The sequence below is a fragment of the Bifidobacterium ruminantium DSM 6489 genome (assembly GCF_000770925.1).
Lineage (GTDB): Bacteria > Actinomycetota > Actinomycetes > Actinomycetales > Bifidobacteriaceae > Bifidobacterium > Bifidobacterium ruminantium.
The window spans coordinates 25097-45883 of the sequence record NZ_JDTK01000009.1; the positions used below are offsets into that span (position 1 = coordinate 25097).

At 61.0% G+C, this 20787-nt stretch carries 18 protein-coding genes; 11 read left to right on the plus strand and 7 right to left on the minus strand.

Going from position 1 to position 20787, the window contains the following annotated elements; genetic code table 11:
* The first annotated feature begins 159 nt into the window (after window positions 1–159).
* From OU26_RS04950 to pknB, 7 genes are read left to right on the plus strand one after another with little or no spacing between them, the layout of a single operon-like run.
* Window positions 160–867: an FhaA domain-containing protein gene (locus tag OU26_RS04950; RefSeq protein WP_026646684.1), complete on the plus strand. Its 708-nt coding sequence runs from the start codon at window positions 160–162 to the stop codon at window positions 865–867.
* A gap of 27 nt (window positions 868–894) precedes the next feature.
* Window positions 895–1410, plus strand: coding sequence for an FHA domain-containing protein FhaB/FipA (locus OU26_RS04955; protein ID WP_026646683.1), 516 nt, complete (start codon window positions 895–897; stop codon window positions 1408–1410).
* 5 nt (window positions 1411–1415) lie between these two features.
* Window positions 1416–3014 (plus strand): PP2C family protein-serine/threonine phosphatase, encoded by a 1599-nt coding sequence (locus tag OU26_RS04960; RefSeq protein WP_081815644.1) that lies wholly within the window; start codon window positions 1416–1418, stop codon window positions 3012–3014.
* A complete protein-coding gene (locus OU26_RS04965; protein ID WP_026646682.1) occupies window positions 3011–4522 on the plus strand; it encodes an FtsW/RodA/SpoVE family cell cycle protein in 1512 nt (503 codons plus the stop codon). The genes OU26_RS04960 and OU26_RS04965 overlap by 4 nt, the downstream gene beginning before the upstream one ends.
* Window positions 4515–5981 (plus strand): peptidoglycan D,D-transpeptidase FtsI family protein, encoded by a 1467-nt coding sequence (locus OU26_RS04970; RefSeq protein ID WP_026646681.1) that lies wholly within the window; start codon window positions 4515–4517, stop codon window positions 5979–5981. Before OU26_RS04965 ends, OU26_RS04970 begins: the two co-directional genes overlap by 8 nt.
* Window positions 5978–6922: a serine/threonine-protein kinase gene (locus OU26_RS04975; RefSeq protein ID WP_026646680.1), complete on the plus strand. Its 945-nt coding sequence runs from the start codon at window positions 5978–5980 to the stop codon at window positions 6920–6922. The genes OU26_RS04970 and OU26_RS04975 overlap by 4 nt, the downstream gene beginning before the upstream one ends.
* Window positions 6919–9003, plus strand: coding sequence for a Stk1 family PASTA domain-containing Ser/Thr kinase (gene pknB / locus OU26_RS04980; RefSeq protein ID WP_026646679.1), 2085 nt, complete (start codon window positions 6919–6921; stop codon window positions 9001–9003). Before OU26_RS04975 ends, pknB begins: the two co-directional genes overlap by 4 nt.
* A gap of 254 nt (window positions 9004–9257) precedes the next feature.
* Here the strand turns inward: pknB and OU26_RS04985 are convergent, their stop codons facing one another.
* From OU26_RS04985 to OU26_RS04995, 3 genes are all read right to left on the minus strand, one after another.
* Window positions 9258–9902 carry an anthranilate synthase component II gene (locus OU26_RS04985; RefSeq protein WP_026646678.1) on the minus strand — a complete coding sequence of 215 codons (645 nt, stop codon included), beginning with the start codon at window positions 9900–9902 and terminating at the stop codon, window positions 9258–9260.
* Window positions 9903–9989: 87 nt separating this feature from the next.
* On the minus strand, window positions 9990–11087 hold the full coding sequence (locus OU26_RS04990) for a class E sortase (RefSeq protein WP_026646677.1): 1098 nt from the start codon (window positions 11085–11087) through the stop codon (window positions 9990–9992).
* 3 nt (window positions 11088–11090) lie between these two features.
* Window positions 11091–11873, minus strand: coding sequence for a DUF881 domain-containing protein (locus OU26_RS04995; protein ID WP_026646676.1), 783 nt, complete (start codon window positions 11871–11873; stop codon window positions 11091–11093).
* A 121-nt stretch (window positions 11874–11994) separates the two neighbouring features.
* On the opposite strand from OU26_RS04995, the gene crgA reads away from it, so the two are divergent.
* Window positions 11995–12453, plus strand: a complete 459-nt coding sequence (gene crgA / locus OU26_RS05000; protein ID WP_026646675.1) for a cell division protein CrgA — start codon at window positions 11995–11997, stop codon at window positions 12451–12453.
* 130 nt (window positions 12454–12583) lie between these two features.
* Here crgA and OU26_RS05005 read toward each other — a convergent pair whose 3' ends face one another.
* Both OU26_RS05005 and OU26_RS05010 read right to left on the minus strand, forming a co-directional pair.
* Window positions 12584–13831, minus strand: a complete 1248-nt coding sequence (locus OU26_RS05005; RefSeq protein ID WP_033498943.1) for a THUMP-like domain-containing protein — start codon at window positions 13829–13831, stop codon at window positions 12584–12586.
* Between the two features lie 448 nt (window positions 13832–14279).
* A complete protein-coding gene (locus OU26_RS05010) occupies window positions 14280–15062 on the minus strand; it encodes a rhomboid family intramembrane serine protease (RefSeq protein WP_026646673.1) in 783 nt (260 codons plus the stop codon).
* A 140-nt stretch (window positions 15063–15202) separates the two neighbouring features.
* Here OU26_RS05010 and OU26_RS05015 point away from each other — a divergent pair, with 140 nt between their 5' ends.
* Complete coding sequence (locus tag OU26_RS05015) at window positions 15203–15421, plus strand: hypothetical protein (RefSeq protein WP_026646672.1); 219 nt, start codon at window positions 15203–15205, stop codon at window positions 15419–15421.
* A 457-nt stretch (window positions 15422–15878) separates the two neighbouring features.
* Here the strand turns inward: OU26_RS05015 and OU26_RS05020 are convergent, their stop codons facing one another.
* Entirely contained in the window at window positions 15879–18335 is a 2457-nt protein-coding gene (locus OU26_RS05020; protein ID WP_026646671.1) for a glycogen/starch/alpha-glucan phosphorylase, read from the minus strand.
* A gap of 306 nt (window positions 18336–18641) precedes the next feature.
* On the opposite strand from OU26_RS05020, the gene OU26_RS05025 reads away from it, so the two are divergent.
* Complete coding sequence (locus OU26_RS05025) at window positions 18642–19079, plus strand: sterol carrier family protein (protein ID WP_026646670.1); 438 nt, start codon at window positions 18642–18644, stop codon at window positions 19077–19079.
* Between the two features lie 93 nt (window positions 19080–19172).
* On the opposite strand, the gene OU26_RS05030 is transcribed toward OU26_RS05025, so the two are convergent.
* Complete coding sequence (locus OU26_RS05030; RefSeq protein WP_021913509.1) at window positions 19173–19544, minus strand: DUF3073 domain-containing protein; 372 nt, start codon at window positions 19542–19544, stop codon at window positions 19173–19175.
* A gap of 126 nt (window positions 19545–19670) precedes the next feature.
* On the opposite strand from OU26_RS05030, the gene trpS reads away from it, so the two are divergent.
* Window positions 19671–20771, plus strand: coding sequence for a tryptophan--tRNA ligase (gene trpS, locus OU26_RS05035; protein ID WP_026646669.1), 1101 nt, complete (start codon window positions 19671–19673; stop codon window positions 20769–20771).
* Window positions 20772–20787: the final 16 nt, after the last annotated feature.

Here is a 20787-nt window from a genome sequence, read left to right on the forward strand (position 1 = left end):
GCGGTTCGGAGGCTGTCCGATCCTTCGACAAACGGCACTATTCCGCCGGCGAAAGGTTGGACACCACCCCTTTACATGGAATTTTTGCAAGCAAGTTCCCATTGAATTGGCTCTCGGCACGCCAAAGCGTAGGATAGTCACAGACAGAAAGGGACAAGTATGAGTGTTCTCGACCGATTTGAGAAGAGCGTGGAAGGCGCCGTCAACGGGGTTTTCGCCAAATTCGGGTCCAAGGACCTGAAGCCCGTCGACCTCTCCAGCGCTCTGGAACGCGAGATCGACAAAGAGGCCATGCCCGTCACGCGTGACCGTACCGTAGCCCCGAACGAATACCGTTTCAAGCTCAGCACTCCGGATTTCAACAACATCGTCGAATGGGGTGCGGAGACGCTTGCCAATGAACTTGCCGACAACCTCACCCAGTATGCGAAAAGCCAGAACTACGCGTTCGTCGGCCCGGTCGTGGTGATCTTCGAAGAGGACCTTGAGCTCACCAAGGGTGATTACCGGCTTTCCAGCGAATCCGTGCAAGGCAACACCGTGCCGGTCACCACCGATGCGCAGACCGAGGATTGCCCGATGCTGGAGATCGGCGAGCATCAGTATCTGCTCACCGAGGACAAGACCATCATCGGCCGCGGCTCCGATTGCGACATCGTCATCGACGATCCGGGCATCTCCCGCCGCCATATGGAGATCGACATCACCGATAACGGCAACACCGTCATCGCCCGCGACCTGGGCTCCACCAACGGCATGTACGTCGAGGGCCATCACGTCGAGGCCGCGACGCTGCTCGACGGCAATACGATCACCATCGGCCGAACCCGCATCCTGTATTGGGCTTCTTCGCAGGATCAGGAGTAACCGACCCCAACCCGGGGAGCCGCCTTTATGCTCACTGAATTAACGTTTGCGATCCTCAAGTACGGGTTCCTCGTACTGCTCTGGATTTTCGTCGCCTGCACGGTGCGTTCGCTGTACAGGGACATCGAGATTCTCAGCCCGCGCAAGTCGCGGGCTCATCGCCGTAAGGAACGCGCCGCGCGCAAGGCCGTGGAATCACCCGCGCCCGTGGCCGTCTCCGCACCTGCGTCCAACGCCGCCGCAAGTGCCAAACCAACGCTTCTGGTAGTCATCGATGGCCCTCTTGCCGGCAGTTCCGTCCCTTTGACCGGCAACACCATCACGCTTGGCCGCGCGGCTTCGAACACCGTGGTGCTGGATGACGAATTCGTCTCCTCGCATCACGCCCGCGTCTACACCGATCCCGCCACCGGCCGCTGGGCCATCGAGGATCTGGGATCCACCAACGGCACCATAGTCAACCATCAACGTCTGAACGCGCCGATGATTCTCGGCGCACGCGTACCGGTTCGCATCGGCGCGACCACCTTCGAATTGAGGTGACCGTCGTGCCGACTTCCGCAGCTTCACAGCAATTGTTCATGTACTCCACGGTCGTCTCCGACGTGGGCACCGTACGTTCCAACAACCAGGATTCCGCGTTCGCTGGCGAGCATCTCATCGCCATCTGCGACGGCATGGGCGGGCACGCCGGCGGCGACACCGCCTCCACCATCGCCATCCGATCGCTGGCGCATATCGAGCAGGACGACGTCGAAGGCGACGTGCAGGCTATCTCGCATATGATGGCGACCTCCGTCATGGCCGCGCATGACGCGATCGTCGGCAAAGCCAAGCGCGAACGCCGTCTCGCCGGCATGGGCACCACGGTCACGTCCGTGGCGCTGGTGGCTGGATGCTGGGTTTTGGCGCATATTGGCGATTCCCGCGCGTATCTGCTGCACGACGGCCATCTGGTCCGCATGACGAGCGACCACAGCTACGTGCAGCATCTCATCGACACCGGTCGCATCAGCGAGGCCGAGGCGCGCAACCATCCGCAGCGCAATGTGGTGATGCGCGTGCTGGGCGATTTCGACATCGATTCGCGTCCTGACATCGCCATCCGCAAGGCGGATCCCGGCGATCGCTGGCTGCTGTGCTCCGACGGCCTGTGCGGCGTATTGGAGGATTCCACGATCGAGGAGGTGCTGTCCACCTGCTCCGATCAGGAGGAATGCGCGCAACGGCTCGTATCGATGGCTCTGCGCGCGGGAAGCACCGATAACGTCACCGCGGTGATCGCCGACGCGACGCTCGCGCTCGACGCGGACGCGTTCGATCTGCCGCACCAGACCCCGCTTGTCGGCGGCGCGGCCAGCGCAAGCCTCGAGCCGATCGCGGACATCGTCAACGAGCCGGTCGCCACCGCGCCTCCCCTGCGCGAAGGCAAGCAGTCGCCGGCGGCGCGTGCGGCCGCGCTTCGCAACGGCAAGGATCCCAAGGAGGAGACGAAGCAGCCGGAGCAGCGCGTCGCGCAACCATCCTCGGTCCGTGAAGACAACGGCGACCGCACCAATCCCGACACCGGAGAAATTCCGGTCGTGCAGAAGCGCAACGGGCGCATCTCCGCCGATCCGAACGATCCGGAAGTGGCCAAGGCTATCCGCAACGAACATCTCGAGGAACGCAAGACGAAGCGTTCCCGCAAATTCCGCAACCGGATCATCGCCGTACTCATCACCATCGTGATGCTGCTCGGCCTTGCCGCAGTGGGCGCGGGCACCTATCGCTGGAGCCAGACCAAGTACTACATCGGCGACGACAACGGCACAGTGACGATTTTCCAAGGCGTGCCGACGAGCATTTTCAACCTCAAACTGTCGCATGCCGTCACGGCCACCACCATGAAAACGAGCGAACTGCCGCCGAGCTGGCGCGAACAGCTCGCCCAAGGCATCTCCTTCGACACCTACGACGAGGCGAAAAGCCATACGCGCCTGATCAAGAAGCAGCTCCGGCAACAGCAGGAAGCCGAGAAGAAGAAGCAGGAGGAGGCGCAGGCCGCCAAGAAGAAGCAGGCGGAGGAAGCGCAGAAGCAGAAACAGCAGGAAGAGGCCGCCAGGAAGGCCGAACAGGCCAAGAAAGCGGACGGTGACAAATCATGATCGCTACGCGCTTGAGGCAATTCGGCATGCTGGCATTCAGCATGCTGCTGTGTGCCGTGGCGTTCTTCCAGATGTTCGAACGCACCACGAACGGCTTCCCTCAGGACTATCTGTGGATGCTCGCCTTCGTGGGCGCGTTGTTCCTGACCTCCTGGGGCTTGCTGCTGCGGTTCCAGCCCTACGCCAACCAGTCGATCATGTGCTGCGTGATGGTGCTGACGGGCATCGGCGCCATGATGATCGCGCGCATCGACCAGGATACGAAAACCTCGGTGGCGTTCCGCCAGTTGATATGGCTGTCGATCGCGCTGGTGCTGGCGAACCTGCTCATCGTGTTCATGCGGGATTACCGCGTACTACGGCGGTTCTCGTATGTCAGCATGGTCATCGGCATCGTGCTGCTGCTGTCGCCGATGATTCCGGGACTCGGCTCCGAACAGTACGGCGCGCGCATCTGGGTGAAAATCCCCGGCCTAGGCTCGTTCCAGCCGAGCGAATTCGCCAAACTGTTCCTAGCATTCTTCTTCGCCTCGTATCTGTTCGACCATCGCGACCAGCTCGCCGTCGGCGGCAAGAAGGTCCTCGGCGTGCAATTGCCCCGCATCAAGGACATGGGGCCGATCATCGTGGTGTGGATCGTGTCCATGGGCGTGCTGATCGTGCAGCATGATCTTGGCACGTCGCTGATGTTCTTTGCCATGTTCGTGTCCATGCTGTACGTGGCCACCGGGCGCAAAAGCTGGATCGTCATCGGCTTCATCGCCTTCGCCGTGGGCGCGGTGGCGGCGTCGAACATCTTCAGCCACGTCGGCGCGCGTGTCGACGCGTGGCTTCATCCGTTCGATGCGGCGCAATACAACAAGGAATACGGCGGCTCGTACCAGCTTGTCACCGGCATTTTCGGTCTGGCTTCCGGCGGATTGATGGGCACCGGCCTCGGACAGGGGCATCCGTCGATCACGCCGATCGCCAATTCCGATTACATTTACGCGGCTTTGGGCGAGGAGCTGGGATTGACCGGCCTGATGGCCATTCTGATGCTGTATCTGCTGATCATCGCCGCCGGCATGATCACCGCGATGAAGATCAAGGACGGTTTCGGCAAGCTGCTCGCATCCGGTCTGGTGTTCACCATGGCGTTCCAGGTGTTCACCGTGGTCGGCGGCATCACGCTGGTCATTCCGTTGACCGGTCTGACCCTGCCGTATATGGCCGCCGGCGGCTCGTCGCTAATCGCGAACTACATGCTGGCCGCGCTGCTGGTCGTGATCTCCAATTGCGCGAACAAGCCGGAATCAGAGCTTGACAACGACGCGTTCCAGCAGGAGGCCGTCAAGGCGCTGCGCGAACGCGAACGGATCCGCCGCGCCGAAATCAAGCAGACGCGACAAGCCGTCTCGACCCCGCGCGAAACAACGGATTCCCATCCAATCCAGCAGGCCACGGAAATCGTGGAGCCAACCACCCGCGACCTGCCCATCACACGGCAAGGAGCATCGCATGAATAAATCGCTCCGCCAGCTGTTCACCATCGTGGTGGCGTTGTTCGTCATCCTGGGCATGTCCACCACCATCATCACGGCCATCCGCGCCAACAAGCTCAACAACGACGCGCGCAACGTCCGATCGCTGTACCACGAATACGGCACACCGCGAGGCTCCATCCTCGCCTCGAACGGATCGGTCATCGCAAAATCCGATCCTTCCAACGATTCGTTCTCATACCAGCGCTCCTACGCCAACGGCATGCTGTACGCGCCCGTCACCGGATTCTTCTCCATCAGCCAGCGCGGCTGGAACGGCATCGAGGCGTCCCGCAGCTCGCTGCTGTCCGGTCAATCGGAGCAGCTCGTCTGGCAACGGTTCAAGTCGCTGTTCACCGGGCAGGAGAACAAGGGCGCCAATATCGAGACGTCCATCGATCCGAGGATCCAGCAGGCCGCGTACAACGGTCTGGCCAATTCGGACGGCGCCGCGGTGGCCATCGAGCCGAAGACCGGACGCATCCTCGCCATGGTCAGCACGCCCAGCTACGACCCGAACCAGCTCGCCAGCCATGACATGAGCGAGGCGAACAACAACTACAGCACGCTGTCGCAAAGCATCGCCAATCCGATGCTCAACCGCGCCACATCGCAGCTGTATCCGCCGGGATCCACATTCAAGACGGTTGTGGCCGCAGCCGCGCTGGAAAGCGGCCAGTACCAGACCGACACCCAGATTCCGGCCGGCGCGAGCTACACGCTTCCAGGCACCGTCACGCAGCTGACGAACGCCGTGCCCCAAGCCAACGGCACCGACAACAAGATCACGTTGGAGGACGCCATGGCGTACTCCTCCAACACCGCGTTCGCCCAGCTCGGCGTGACTTTGGGCGATGACGCCGTCTCGTCCATGGCCAAGAAGCTCGGCTTCGACGATCCGATCACCGTGGACGGTTCCGATTACACCGGCACGCCTTGGGTGTCGGTCACTTCGAAGTTCCCCACCGATGCCAACGACGACAAGCTCGCTTTGGCCTCGATCGGCCAGGGGGACACCGTGGTAACCCCATTGCAGAACGCCATGGTGGCCGCCGCAGTGGCCAACGACGGCAAGCTCATGCAGCCGACGCTGGTCGATCGCGTGCGTTCGGCCGACCTGTCGGTCATCTCGCAGACCAAGCCGACGGTCATGTCCCGCGCGTTCAGCGCGGACACCGCCAACAAGCTCACGCAGATGATGGAGGCCGTGGTTACCAAGGAGAACCCGAATCTCGCCATCGACGGCGTGCAGGTGGCCGTGAAAACCGGCACCGCGCAGATCGGCGACGGCAATTCGGCCATCGATGGATGGGTTATCGGCTTCGCACCCGCCGACGATCCGAAGATCGCAGTGGCGGTTGTGGTGCACAATGTTGATTTGTACGGCTCGTTCGCCGCGGGTCCGATTATGAAAGCGATGATGCAGGAGGCGCTGGCAGAATGAAACTGATTAAAGGACAGCTCATCCACCGACGCTACCGGTTGGATTCCCGTCTTGCCCAAGGTGGCATGGGCGAGGTCTGGAAAGGCTATGACATCCAGCTTGGCCGTCCGGTGGCCATCAAGGCGCTACGCGGCGACCTGGGCGTCACCCAGGAGGCGAAACTGCTCCGGTTGCGTGCGGAAGCCCATAATTCCGCCAATCTTGCGCACCCGAACATCGCAGCGCTGTTCGAATACTACGAGCATGACGGCATCGGCTTCCTCATCATGGAATACGTGCCGTCGAAGTCGCTCGCCGACCTGTATCACGAACAGAACGGCCCGATGGAGCCGACCAAGCTTCTGCCCATCCTCATCCAGACCGCCCGAGGCCTGTTCGTGGCGCATTCACACGGTGTGATCCACCGCGATGTGAAGCCGGCGAACATCATGGTCTCCGATTCCGGCGAAGTGAAAATCACCGATTTCGGCGTCTCCTACTCCACCAACCAGGAGCAGATCACGCAGGACGGCATGGTGGTGGGCACCGCGCAGTATATCTCCCCGGAGCAGGCGCAGGGCAAGCATGCCACGCCGCAATCCGATATCTATTCGCTGGGCGTCGTCGCCTATGAGGGCCTGTGTGGACACCGTCCGTTCACAGGCGCCACTCCGGTCGACATCGCCGCGGCACACGTCAATAATCCGGTTCCGCCGCTGCCCGACACCGTCGATGTGCAACTGCGTGAATTCGTTATGTCGATGCTGGCCAAGGACCCGCTGGACCGTCCGAAGGACGCGCTGGTGGTGTCCCGCACCCTGTCCCGCATCGAACGCCGTCTGCTGGACCAGCAGACGCAGCTGGCCGACACGATGGTCGTCTCCTTGGGGGGAAGGCTTCCCCGACGCGTGGTCAGCAAACCCCATATCTCCGTGAGTAATGATTGGAAGGAACAGGGATGAACATCAACATGCCCACCTCTTTGGCTGGAGGCCGTTATCAGCTCGGCCAGCTTGTCGGCCGTGGCGGCATGGCCGAAGTGCATGTGGCGACCGACACACGTTTGGGGCGTGCCGTAGCAGTCAAGATCATGCGCGCCGATTTTGCCACCGACAGCATCTTCCTTGAACGTTTCCGCCGCGAAGCTCACTCCGTCGCCCAGATGAACAATCCGAACATCGTGAACATCTATGATTCGGGCGAGGAAGCCGTCACCACGGAGACCGGCGAAGTCGAGCATCTGCCGTACCTGGTGATGGAATACGTCAAGGGCCAGACCCTGCGTGACATCCTCAAGGTGAACGGCGCGCTGAGCCAGCGCGACGCCGAGCAGGTGATGATGGGCGTGCTCAACGCGCTCGAGTACTCGCACCGCATGGGCATCATCCACCGCGACATCAAGCCCGGCAACATCATGATCTCCGAGCAGGGCGTGGTCAAGGTCATGGACTTCGGCATCGCCCGAGCCATCGACGATTCCGCGGCGACCATGACGCAATCGCAGGGCGTCGTCGGCACCGCGCAATACCTGTCCCCGGAGCAGGCGCGCGGCGAAAGCGTCGACATGCGCTCCGACCTGTATTCCGCCGGTTGCGTGCTGTACGAAATGCTGACCGGAAGACCGCCGTTCACCGGCGATTCGGCGGTGGCGATCGCCTACCAGCACGTGTCGGAAGTGGCCACTCCGCCAAGCACGATCGTGCCGGGTCTGCCGAAGATGTGGGATTCGATCTGCGCGAAGGCGATGGCGAAGGATCGGCAGAATCGTTATGCCACCGCCTCCGAATTCAAGAACGATCTGATGACGTTCATGAACGGCGGCGTGCCGATGGCGGCCGCATTCAATCCGCTGACCGACTTGACCAATATGAAGGCCCGCAAGCAGGCCGAGATGGACGCCAACACCGTGGCCATGACCCCCACCGCGGAAACCACCGCCACGCAGGCGTTCAATCCGGTCACTGGCCAGTTCGAGGCGGTGCCGAACCAGAACGCGGCACTCGCCACGAAGACCCGCGCAGAACAACGTGCCAAGGAGGCGCAGGAGCGCAAAAAGAAGAAGATCATCATCGGTTCCGTGATCGGCGGTATCGTCGCGCTGCTGGTCATCATCGGCATCGTCTTCATGATCAACAGCCACAAGCACACCGGAAACACGGTGTCCGTGCCTGACTTCACCACCACGTCGAACATCTCCGAAGCCCGCGTGGAGGAGCAGCTCAAGGCCCTTGGCCTGAAGCTCGACGCCCGCGAGGACACCACGTCCAGCCAGCCGAGGGGCACCGTCACCAAGCAGAATCCGAAGGGCGGCAAGAAGGTGGCGAAGGGCTCCACCGTCTCCGTGTGGTTCTCCACCGGACCGCAATCGGTATCCGTGCCTGACGTGTCCAAGCACACCCAGGAGGAAGCCAAGGAAATCCTCGAAGCGGCCGGATTCAAGGTGGGCAACGTCACAACCATAGACAGCGCCACCGTAGCCAAGGACAGGGTTGTGAAAACCAATCCCGCGGCACGATCGAAGCAGACCAAGGGCACCATCATCTCGCTGTACATCTCGTCCGGCCTGACCCAAATCCCCAGCCTGGTGGGACAGCCCAAGGACACCGCCATCGACCGGCTTAAGAAGGCCAGCTTCACGCAGATCACCATCGAAAGCGAATCCTCCGATACCGTGCCCGAAGGCTCCGTGACGCGCATCGATCCCGGCGAAGGCAGCACCGTCGAAGCCGGTTCCCCGGTGACCATCTGGATATCCACCGGAAAGCAGCAGGTCCCTGTGCCGAATGTGATCGGCATGGGTTGTGTGGATGCGAAGGCGTTGCTGGAAAGCGTCGGTCTGAAGGTGTCCGTCTCCGGCCCTGAGGATGGTCTGGTGACCGGCATGAGCCCGAACGGCGGCACCAAGGCCGACGCCGGCGCCACTGTCACGCTGACCACCAAGAGCCAGTCCACCGGCGGCGATACCAACAATGACAACAATGGTGGCGACAACAACAACCAGCAACAACAACAGCAACAAAACAACAACAACGGAGGCAACTAACCAGCCAGCCAACCGGTGAAACGAATAAGGGAGCGGTTAACACCGCTCCCTTTTCCGTATGCTCTCCGTACGCCCGCGAATCGTCATCGATGAAAATCCGTGGATAACCGGATAGGAAAGGAGCCGGCATATTTCGTTCGAGACCGTAGGCTTGGCCGCCTTGAGTGTGTCGCGAATGGAATATGTCGGCTTCTTTACGGGCCTACCGCTACGGGTCCACTACCGCCCGTGCCGTCGCCGAATTCGTCGGAAAACTACTTGATCACCTTCGGCTGCAATCCGATCGAACGCTCCACCGCCGAATCCTGTCCGCACACCTTCAGCCAATTCGCCAGCAGACGGTAGCCGTCCTGCGTCATCACGGATTCCGGATGGAATTGGACGGCGTACATCGGCTTGCTGCGATGCTTGATGCCCTGCACGATGTGGTCGCCCTGCGTCCATGCGGTCACCACCAGCTCGTCCGGCACGGAATCCGGTTCCACAGCCAGGGAATGGTAGCGCGTGGCGGTCATCGGATTGGCCACGCCTTCGAAGATCTCGTCGTCGATATGCTCCACCTGGCTGGTCTTGCCATGCATGATGGTCGGCGCGTGGCTCACGGTGGCGCCGAACACCTCGGCGAGCGCCTGCATGCCGAGGCACACGCCGAACATCGGCTTGTTCAGCTTCGCGCACAGGCGGATCATGTCCTCGCTGGCGCCCGATTCGGACGGGGCGCCGGGTCCCGGGGAGATCAGCACGCCGTCGTAGTCGTCGATCACGCCCGGCTGGGACGGGTCGATCGCGTCGTTGCGCACCACGGTCACGGTGGCGCCGAGCGTCTTCACATAGCCGACGATCGTATAGACGAACGAATCGTAATTATCTACCACCAAAATGCGTGCGGAATCGGTCATCTTGCTCCAATCAACGTTTGAACAGCAGTGTACGTGCGGGGCGGGGCGCCGTGCAGTCCGCGTCTCACGCAGCAGGCGAGCGTCGGATCACACCGCCGTGTAGTTCGACATCTCCCGCAGCATCGGAATGGTCGACGCAGCCCATGGGAACAACCATTCGAAGCAGGCCGCGGCGGCGGCGAACAGCAGCAGCGCCAGCAGGAGCAAGCGGATCGGCAATACGCCTGGCTGCAGTCGCATAAGACCTCCGTACAGGCTGAAATCGGGCTTCTTGCGGCATCCTGCGCGCACGTCGGCGATGTACGGCCACCGCCATGCCACGGCGGCGGAGATGAAGACGATCACGTATACGGCGAGCGCTCCCAGGATCCATGGTTTCAGCGTGCCGATGGACGAGGCGAACGACGGATGCTCGTTGTTGACGAATTTGACTTTGCCGTTCGAGTCCGTGGAGGCCAGTTCCTGGGGGATGCCGTCGGACACCTTCGCCCAGTAGGAGAATTCGGCGTAGCTGACCCAACGATGGGTCGGGGTGGAGTATTTCGGCTCGCACGTGGTCATGGTCAGCATGCGTTTGGTCGGCGTCGCGCCCGGGTTCTCGGGGTTGGGTGCCACGACCTCTATCTGCGTGGGCAGCACGATTTTGTAGCTGGTGTAGTGGTACACGTACCAGTAGTCCTGCGTGCGGATGATGATCGGGTCGCCTTCCTGCAGCTTGTCGACGTCGCCGAGCGGCTGTCCGTAGCCGTTGCGGTGTCCGGCGAAGGCGAAGTTGCCGATCTGTCCGGGCATTTGCGAGTCCGTGTAGTGGCCGAGGCCGTGCTTGTTGAGCTGGGTCAGGTCAGTGCCTTCCACGAGGTTGCGTTCCCATTGGCCGCCGAATCGCGGTATGTAGACCTGAGCGATGAGTTCGCCTTCCGTGGCGCTTTGCGGTTGCACGGGCGGGTCGCCCTGCTGGGCTTTGGCCACAGTGACGTTGCCGGATCGCGCCGGATCGGACCATGATACGGATTGGCGGGCTTCGATCTGGTTGTGTTCGGCCTGCACGCCCGTCCACCACATCTGCCATGCGATGTACAGCGCGCACACCACGGCCGCGGTCAGCATGAGTTCGGCGAGGATGCCAAGCACCGTCCACAGCACGCCTTTGGCACGTCCGCCGCTTTTCTGGGCCACATGTCTCATCTGTTATTGTTTTCCCTCTTGCGATTCATCGCGTTTGCCGCCATCCACCGCTTTCGCATACTGCAACGGCTGTTGCAAGGCGTCGGTCGCTTCGAAATGCAGCTTGTCCTTTTCCTCGACCTGCCATCCCAGACCGAACGCGCTGACGTACTGCCGGTATATGGACACTTCCGTGGAATCGTCGAGCGCTTTTCTCATCTCGCCCACCGGGCCGATCGCCGAAATCTTGAACGGCGGCGAATATTTCTTGCCCTGCAGCAGTAGCACGTTGCCGGAGCAGCGTACGGCGGAGTTGAACAGCACGCGCTGATCCATGATCTTCATGGATTCGGCGCCGCCCGCCCATAACGCGTTGACCACGGCCTCGACGTCCTGCTGGTGCACCACGTAATCGTTGATGTTGGCGCTGGAGCCATTGGAATCGACCATGTTCTCCCATAACGGGGAATCGTCGAGCGTCACCACCAGTCCCGGGCCTTCCACTTCGGGAAGCATGGTGCCGTTGCCGGCGTTCTCGCTGCCCTGCGAGCCGTCCGAGTTCTGGGTGTCGAGCGTTTTGCTCAGATCGTTCACTCTGGAGCTGAGGGCGTCGACTTCGGAACGCAGCGAATTCACCTTTTTCACGCGTTGTTCCACGAGTTCGGCGGTGTCATTGCTCACCACCACGGAACGGTTGACGCGCAGATTGGTAGCGAGCAGGAATCCCGAGAACAGCAGTACGAGGAAAGCCGCGACGCCGGCCACTTTGGACCGTTTCACGCTATGTTTCCCGGTGTGCTTTGCCATGATGCCTTTCTGGACGATTACGGACGGTTGTCCCGATTGTGAACAGTTTCGCGCCGTAGGTTCGCCGCTTTCGCGGCCACCCACTATTATATCTTTTAGCCGATTTAAGGAGACTATGCTGATGGCTGACGAAGAGCTGCACGAAACCACCGCGGACGACCAGAAGGACTGGCAGGCCGAGACCGACGCCGAAGCTGGCACGAGTGCGGAAGAGACCACTGGCGACGAAGCTGCCGCCAAGTCCGAAGACAACGATGACGATCTCGACATCCCTATGGACCGCGTGGAGGCGGTGCTGAACGCTACCGCCGACAAGGATTCCCTGTCGCCGCAAATGCAGCGCATGATGAACCGCCAGGCGGAGAACACCCGTCGCGTGGAGGAGACCATCAAGGGCACCAAGTCCAATCCGCGTTGGTTCGTGCCGCTGTTCTGCGCGCTGATGATCATCGGCTTGGTGTGGGCCGTGGTCTACTACCTGACCTCCGACTACCCGATTCCGCACATCGGTGCTTGGAATCTGGCCATCGCGTTCGCGATCATCATGATCGGCTTCATCATGACCATGTGGTGGCGCTGAGCCGGTTCGCGGATATCGGATGCACCAAGACCAGACCCGGCCGAATTCAATCCTTCAAAAAAGACGCCCAGGATTTCCTCGGCGTCTTTTTCGTTTCGTTTTCGTTCCGTCGACCGGATGAACCTGCCTGTCAGCAGCCGACGTCGATCTTCGCCGTCCGGAACAGCACATGCGCACCACCCTGCATGGTGGTGCCGAACAGATAGGCGTCACCGCCGTCGGCCAGCTTGAGCTTCCGACGCAGCTGCGGCGCGGTGAGCGGGAAATTACGCACGGCGATATTGGCGCGATCCAGGCCGGAAAGCAATCGCCGCAGCTCCTTCTTGCCCATGCCACCGACCGACTCAATCGCAAAACCACGTCCCGGAAAGCCGGCAACGGGCGCGTCCGAGACGAACAGATGGCTGCCCGGACCGGCCTGCGTCACACCATACCGCTCCTCGATCACGTCGAAGCAACCGGCCTTCATAATCGACGCGTTCGGCTCGTACAGGTAATGCGGGCGCTCCGGCAGTGGCGCCTCCCCGATGCGCAGGCCGCGCGTGTATGCCGCGGCATCGTAATCGAGCCGCTGGTCGTCGTTCACGCAGTAGATGTGCGGCGCCCGCGGCCCGCCATCGTCACCGTCCAGCACCAGCAGCAGCTCCTTGCATTCGTTGCCGGTGGACACGATGTGCACCTCCGCCACCGCGCCCGCGAAATCGTCCACCGCCTTGCGCCAGTCGAGCATCGGCGACAGCTTGACCATCACGTATCGCGCCTTCGCCAGCAGCTCATCGCGCAACGCCAGCACGTCGGGCGTGCAATCCTCAATCGCGTAGGTGCGCGCGCCATGCTCGTCCCGTCGCGCGGGATCGATGTAGATCAGCCACGTGGGCTCCATGGAACGGAGGTATTCGACGCCGTCCCCGCGCACCACGCGCACGTGCGCAAGCCCCAAAGCCGCCATATTGTGTGCCGCGAGCCCGCACAGATGCGGTTGCCGCTCCGCGTACGTGGCCTGGCTGAATTCGCGTGCGATATACGAGCAATCGACGCCGAATCCGCCCGTCAGATCCACCATGCCCACCTCGGCGGTCGAGCTTTCTTTCGACTGCGGCGCCGACGGTGGCGTCGACTGCTGCAGACGTCGTGCGATTTCGGCCTTATACTGCGCTGTGAACTGCGATGAGCACTGTTCCATGGAAATATGCGCAGGATAGACGATATCCGCGCACGAGGCCCATTCCGGCAATTTTTTGCGTGCGATCTGCCAGCCGGCAATCTGGTCGAGCGCCATCGGCAAGTCGAGACCTTCCTTCCGTTTCGCTTTGAGCGCCAGGTCGCGCACGTCCTCGTCGCGATGCGCTTCGACGAAGGAGCGCGTCACGTCGTTCATCAACGGTTTTTCCAGGATTCCGCCGTCGCATCCGTTCTGCGGCTGTTCCTGCGGCTGTCCATGCGATTCATCGAACACCGTTCCGCACCACCTTTCTTCCGTTTGTCCGTCCGTTTGATCCAGCTTTTTCGTCATACACCCCAGTCATCACATTCGCCTGTGGATAACAAGTGGACAAATGTGGATGAATGTGGATAACGTCTATATCTCGTGTCTCAAACAATCGCGTGCCACGAAATATCGTCGGCGATTTTCCCCATTTTTATGGGGAGTGGATAACGGTTATCCACATTTTCCACCCATGAAATTCCATGCATTCCGCCATTTTGTGAATATCCATGTGGACAATTCACCACGTTATCCCCGAGTTACCCACAGCTTTTACCCCAGTTATCCACACAGTTATCCACGTTTGTGGATAACTGTGCATTCCAGACACCCCCTAATATCACCATGCCATGATCTGCAGCAACGGATTACGCATGTCGCAGCACGCAACGATCACGGCTATCACAAGAAACACGGCAACGCCGTACACCGCTGCACGCCAGCCTAGGCTCTTGCCGCGGAGCGCGTGCAGACCCGAAACCAGCAGCCATGCGAACAGGCCGCCGATGATGAAACCGCCGATATGCGCCTGCCATGCGATGCCCGGTGTGATCACCGGCATCAGGAAGTTGATCAGCATCCAGATCAGCATCGACCGGATATCCATGCCTATACGGCGGTACACCACCAGAATCGCGGCGAACAGGCCGAACAGAGCTCCGGAGGCGCCGTATGCCGCGGTCATCCAGCCCGACGGAGAGCACACGGCCCAGACCATCAATCCGGCGCCGCCGCCGAGACCTGACAGCACGTACAGCGCCAGATACGGCCAGTGCCCCATCATCCGTTCCAGCACCGGTCCCACGCACCACAGCGTCAGCATGTTGAACAGGATGTGCCACAGCGAATTCGGTTGATGCAGGAACATCGACGTGATGAAGGTCCACCGATGGCGCACTGCCGTGGCGGGCATCAGCATGCCGGCGCTCACGAACGCGTTGCCCGCCGATGGCCAGACCGCGTACAGCACCGCTTCGACGAGCCATACGACGACGCATAGCGCGATGATGATCATGGTGATGACGGGATCGCCGTTGCGCCAGCGGTATCTCAGCGAGCGCGCGGAAAACAGGTCCCTGAACGAAGGGGAATCGGGGAACAGACTGAATCGTTGATATGCCATAGCTCAACACTACCGGCATGCGCCGGAATTCCCGGCGCGTAAATCCACCCAATCGACACATTCCGCGAATTAAAATGGGAAGCGCAGTTGGCTTGAACGAACAGGCCAACCAATGTTTGGAAACCTTGAAAGGAGCCGTCATGGAGAACAAGTCTTCTAACGGTTGGAAGTTCTTCGCGCTGCTCTTCGGAGCTTTGCTTGCCGGCGTCGTCGGTCTGTACATCTACAAGCAGCAGAATCCTGATTACGACCCATGGGAGGAACCGTGGGAGAACAGCTCCTCTCCGGTCGATCTCGGGCTGAACAAGGATGCCGAGCCTGAAGCCGAAGCGCCTGCGGCCGAGCCTGAAGCCGCCTGATCTTCCTTTTTCTGTCGTACGTTTTTTTGTCGTACGTTTTCGACAGATCAGAAAAAGCCCCGCGTCTTGCGATGCGGGGCTTTTTCGTGCGATTTTGGGCTTTCCTAGGCTTTCCTGCGATGACGTGCTGCGGGTCTTTTGATCGGGCACACGAAAGGGTCTCCGGGAAATCCCGGAAACCCTTCGTCATCACATGTTTGTCCACCGCGCAAGTCACCAGGCGAGCGGAGCGAAAGCGATCATGCGTGTGTCACCAAGGCGTCCGGGACGAAGGCGTACGAAGGTACGTCGAGTCCCGAACAACGTAGGTGACACTCCATGATCACTTGAGCGGACCAGTGTGCCAGAGTGCGGAGCCGTCAAGCGGGCAGCCCAGTGGGCTGCCCGTAGGCGACGCCGAACGGCTATGCCGTGAGGCAGAAACCAGCGCGCAGCTGGCGTACCGGAACGTGAGCCGTCAGGCGAGCGGACCGGTATGCCAGATGCGCTCGAGATAATCCTCGATGGAGCGATCGGAGCTGAAGTAGCCGGAGTTGGCCACGTTGAGCACGGCCATGCGGCTCCACTTCATCGGATCGCGGTAGGTCTCCTCGATCTGGGCCTGGATGTCCATGTACGCGCGGAAGTCGGCGAGCGTCATGAAGTAGTCCTTGGTCAGCCAGTCGTTGACGAGATCCTTGTAAGTGTCCTTGTCGCCGTCGGAGAAGGTGCCGTCAGCAACCATATCGATGGCGGCCTTGAGCTGCGGGTCCTTCTCGTAGTACTCGCGGGACAGACCCTTGGTGTCGTAGCCCTTGGCGTACAGCGCGGAGACTTCCGGCTCGGTCATGCCGAACAGGAAGAAATTCTCAGCGCCCACACGCTCACGGATCTCGACGTTGGCGCCATCGAGGGTGCCAACGGTCAGAGCGCCGTTGAGGGCGAACTTCATGTTGCCGGTGCCGGAGGCTTCCTTGCCGGCCTGGGAGATCTGCTCGTCGAGGTCGGTGGCCGGGATGAGGTTCATGGCCAGCTCGATGTTGTAGTTCCACGGGAAGTAGACGTTCAGCTTGCCCTTGACGTCCGGGTCGTTGTTGATGACGCGGGCGACGTTGTTGATCAGCTGGATGGTCTGCTTGGCCAGGTAGTAGCCCGGAGCGGCCTTGGCGCCGAACACGATGGTGCGCGGCATGACGTCGTCGGCGGAGACCTTGCCGGACTTGATGTCGGCGTAGTCGGCGATGACGGACAGGATCTTCAGGGCCTGACGCTTGTACTCGTGCAGACGCTTGACCATGGTGTTGATCATGGTGTTCGGATCGATGTCGAAGCCGTACTTGCGCTTGGCGAAGTTGGAGAAGTCGACCTTGTTGGCCTGCTTGACGGCGGCGAACTTCTTGACGAACTCGGCGTCCTCAGCCAGCGGGACGAGACCCTGCAGCAGCTCGAGGTCGGACAGCCACTTGTCGGTGCCGAGGCCCTCGGTGATGACGTCGGACAGACGCGGGTTGGCCAGCTTGATGAAGCGGCGAGGGGTCACGCCATTGGTCACGTTGGTGAACTTGTCCGGGTAGACGTCGGAGAAGTTCTTCAGGGTGACGTCCTTGAGCAGCTCGGAGTGCAGCTCGGCCACGCCGTTGACGTGGGAGCCGCCGTAGGAGGCCAGGAAGGCCATGCGCACGGAGTCGCCGGTGTAGATGGCCATGTCCTTGATGGTGGCGTCGTCGACGCCCTTGGCCTTGAGCTCGGCCTCGAACTGGTCGTTGATCTTCTCGATGATCTCGAGGTGACGCGGCAGCAGTTCGCCGATGAGCTTGGACGGCCACACTTCCAGGGCTTCCGGAAGCAGGGTGTGGCAGGTGTAGTTGAAGGTCTTGTTGGTGATCTTCCAAGCGGTGTCCCAATCGTAGCCGTACTCGTCCATGAGGACGCGCATGAGCTCCGGGATGCCGATGACCGGGTGGGTGTCGTTGAGCTGGAAGGTGATCTTGTCCGCGAAGGTGGTCAGATCCGGCTTGTCCTGGCCCGGGTAGAAGACGCGGATGGCGTCGTGGATGGAGGCGGACACGAAGAAGTACTGCTGCTCGAGGCGCAGAGCCTTGCCCTGCGGGGTGGAGTCCTCCGGGTACAGGATCTTGGAGATGTTCTCAGCCTCGACCTGCGGCTTGACGGCGTCGAGGTACTCGGACTTGTTGAAGGTGAGCAGATCGAACTCGTCGTAGCTCTTGGCGGTCCACAGACGCAGGGTGTTCACACGGCCGGAGGCGTAGCCCGGAACCATGTAGTCGACCGGGACGGCGCGCACGGACCAAGCCGGCTTCCAGACCTTCTTGCCGTTCTCTTCGACGACTTCGCCGCCGAAGGAGACCTTCTGGTCACGGTTGTAATCGATGTGGCCCCACGGCTCCTCGTTGGCCAGCCAGTAATCCGGGGTCTCGATCTGCTTGCCGTTCTCGTCGAACTCCTGCTTGAAGATGCCGTACTTGTACTGGATGCCATAGCCGAACGCCGGCACGCCAAGGGAGGCGAGGGAGTCGATGAAGCAGGCGGCCAGACGACCCAGGCCACCATTGCCAAGGCCCGGCTCGTATTCGGCGTCGATGATTTCCTGGGCGGAGAATCCGAGGTCCTTGACGGCCTTGTTGAACTGGTCGGTCAGGCCGGCGTTGAGCAGCGCGTTCTCCAGCTGCTTGCCCATGAGGAATTCGGCGGACAGGTAGCCGACGGCCTTGGTGTTGCCGTTGACCATGTCGGCCTGGGTCTTCATCCAGGAATCCACGAGATGGCGACGCACTGCGGCGGACGCGGCGACGTACACATCAGCCGGCTTGGCCTGCTCGACGGTGACGCCCTGGGTGTACTTCAGCTGCTCACGGATCTCGTCAGCGAACTGTTCCGCGGTGACCGCGGACTTCGGTGCGGTAATTTCAGTCATTGATTGACTCCCTTTGACGGATACTCTCCAGGAACATTATGCCTTACTCCAGCGTCCTTGCATTTGCGGCCGCATGAACACTAAGCATCATGCATACGTTCTCATGTATAGCATACTACGCAACCGAAAAAAGACGAAATCCCTAGCAATCGCTTGTCGGCACTCGTTTGCAAAAATCTGCAGAACAATGCAAAACCGGTGCAATGGGATGCAACGGTTTCCCACATGATCGAAAGGAATCGGCGCAAGCAAGCCGATAATGTCCTATCGAACAGCGTAGTCGTTTGCGCGCGGCACAATACCGGTATGGCTGTCATACGAGAACAGGACTTGGGTAGGGGGCACGCCGCCTTCAAGCAATGGCGGGAAGCGGCGCACGACATTTTCGAAGAGCATATGCCGGCTGACGATGCCGCCGCGCGCGATTTCCGGCTTGGTTTCTTTCCGCGGCTGCCGCGCCAGCTATGGGCGATGGCGGTGCGGTATTCGCTGTATCTGCTTGAGAAGAAGGCGCCCGGCGAGGGCGTGGAGGTGCGCGTCGCGCCATGGGGCGCGATCAAGATACTCGACGGGCCGGCGTCCGATCCGCACAATCTCACGCCGCCCGACGTCATCGAGCTCGACCCGGACGTGTGGATGCGGCTCGCCACCGGCATCACCAGCTGGCAGGAGGAGAAGGACGCCGGACGCATCACCGCCGTCGGCGAGCGCGACGACCTGAGCGGTCTGCTGCCGTTGGTGTGACCGGACGGTATAGCGCAACACGGCATAATGCGACATAAAAATGGCCCGTGGTTTGAGCCACGGGCCATCCGTTTTGTAAAGATCCTTGCAGAACTAGTCCTGCTTCTTCGGCTTCAGCGCGCTGGGCACCGGCATCGGGATGGGCTTGTGCGGCTTCGGCGCGGCCTTCGCCGCCGGGAACTCACCACTGGTGGCCTTCGCAGCGGCTTCCGCGGCCCACTTGGCGTATTCATCGAGGTCGTCAACGGAATCGGAAGATGCCTGACCATCCCCTGCGGTCTCATCTTCGGCGTCCACATCGTGGGCATACTTGGCTTCGATATCGGCAAACGGGTCAAAGGAACCCGAACCAGGCTCCTGCGCACCGAGCTCCTTGGCAAGCTCATCGTAATCGGTGTCGGTGGTCAGGTACTTGAGCTTTCGGGCTATTTTCTGCTGTTTGGCTTTCTGACGTCCGCGGCCCATCTGACCCCCTGAGATTACTGTGCTATCAATTCATCAAACAAGAGAGTACCACTTATTGAGCATTATTTCGTTGTCGGCTCAGACTTTTACGATAAAATCGTTGATTTTCTTAAGAAAAGGACACATATGACGGACGAAACCCAGGAGCAGCAGATCACCGCTGTCGGCAACGAAATGAGCGCCAGCTTCCTCGCCGCAAAGAAGCGTTCGGACGCGACGCTGGCCAAGCTGGAGGAGCATCCGGAGAAGTTCACCATGCTCACCGGCGATCGTCCGACCGGCCGTCTGCACCTCGGCCACTACTTCGGCTCCATCCGCGAGCGCGTGGCCATGCAGAACCGTGGCGTGAACTCGAACATCATCATCGCCGACTACCAGGTGATCACCGACCGCGACACCACCGAGCACATCGAGGACAATGTGCTCAACCTGGTGCTCGACTACATGGCCGCCGGCATCGACCCGAACAAGACCATGATCTTTACCCATTCCGCCGTTCCGGCCGAGAACCAGCTCATGCTGCCGTTCCTGTCCCTGGTCACGGAGGCCGAACTGCACCGCAACCCGACCGTGAAGTCCGAAATGGAGGCTTCCGGCCATGCGCTGACCGGCCTGCTGCTCACCTACCCGGTGCATCAGGCTTGCGACATCCTGTTCTGCAAGGCCAACGTGGTGCCGATCGGCAAGGACAACCTGCCGCACGTCGAAATCACCCGCACCATCGCACGCCGCTTCAACGAGCGCTACGCGAAGAAGAACCCGGTGTTCCCGGAGCCGAGCGCCATCCTGTCCGAAGCGCCGGAGATCCCGGGTCTTGACGGCCGCAAGATGAGCAAGTCCTACGGCAACTCCATCATGCTGGGCGCCACCGCGGAGGAGACCGCCAAGCTCATCAAGAAGAGCCCGTCCGATTCCGAGCGCCGCATCACCTTCGACCCGATTGCCCGCCCGCAGGTCTCCGCGCTACTGACCACCGCCGGTCTGGTGACCGGCCGCGATCCGAAGGACATCGCCGAGGAAATCGGCGACTCCGGTGCAGGCACGCTGAAGAAGTACGTGATCGAATCCGTGAACGAGTTCCTGGCACCGCACCGCGAGCGCCGTGCCGAACTGGCCAAGGACATGGATTACATCCGCGACGTGCTGCATGACGGCAACAAGCGCGCGAACGAGATCGCCAACGAGACGCTGGAGCAGGTGCGCGAAGCCATGGGCATGCGCTACTGAGTCTGCAATCGGCATC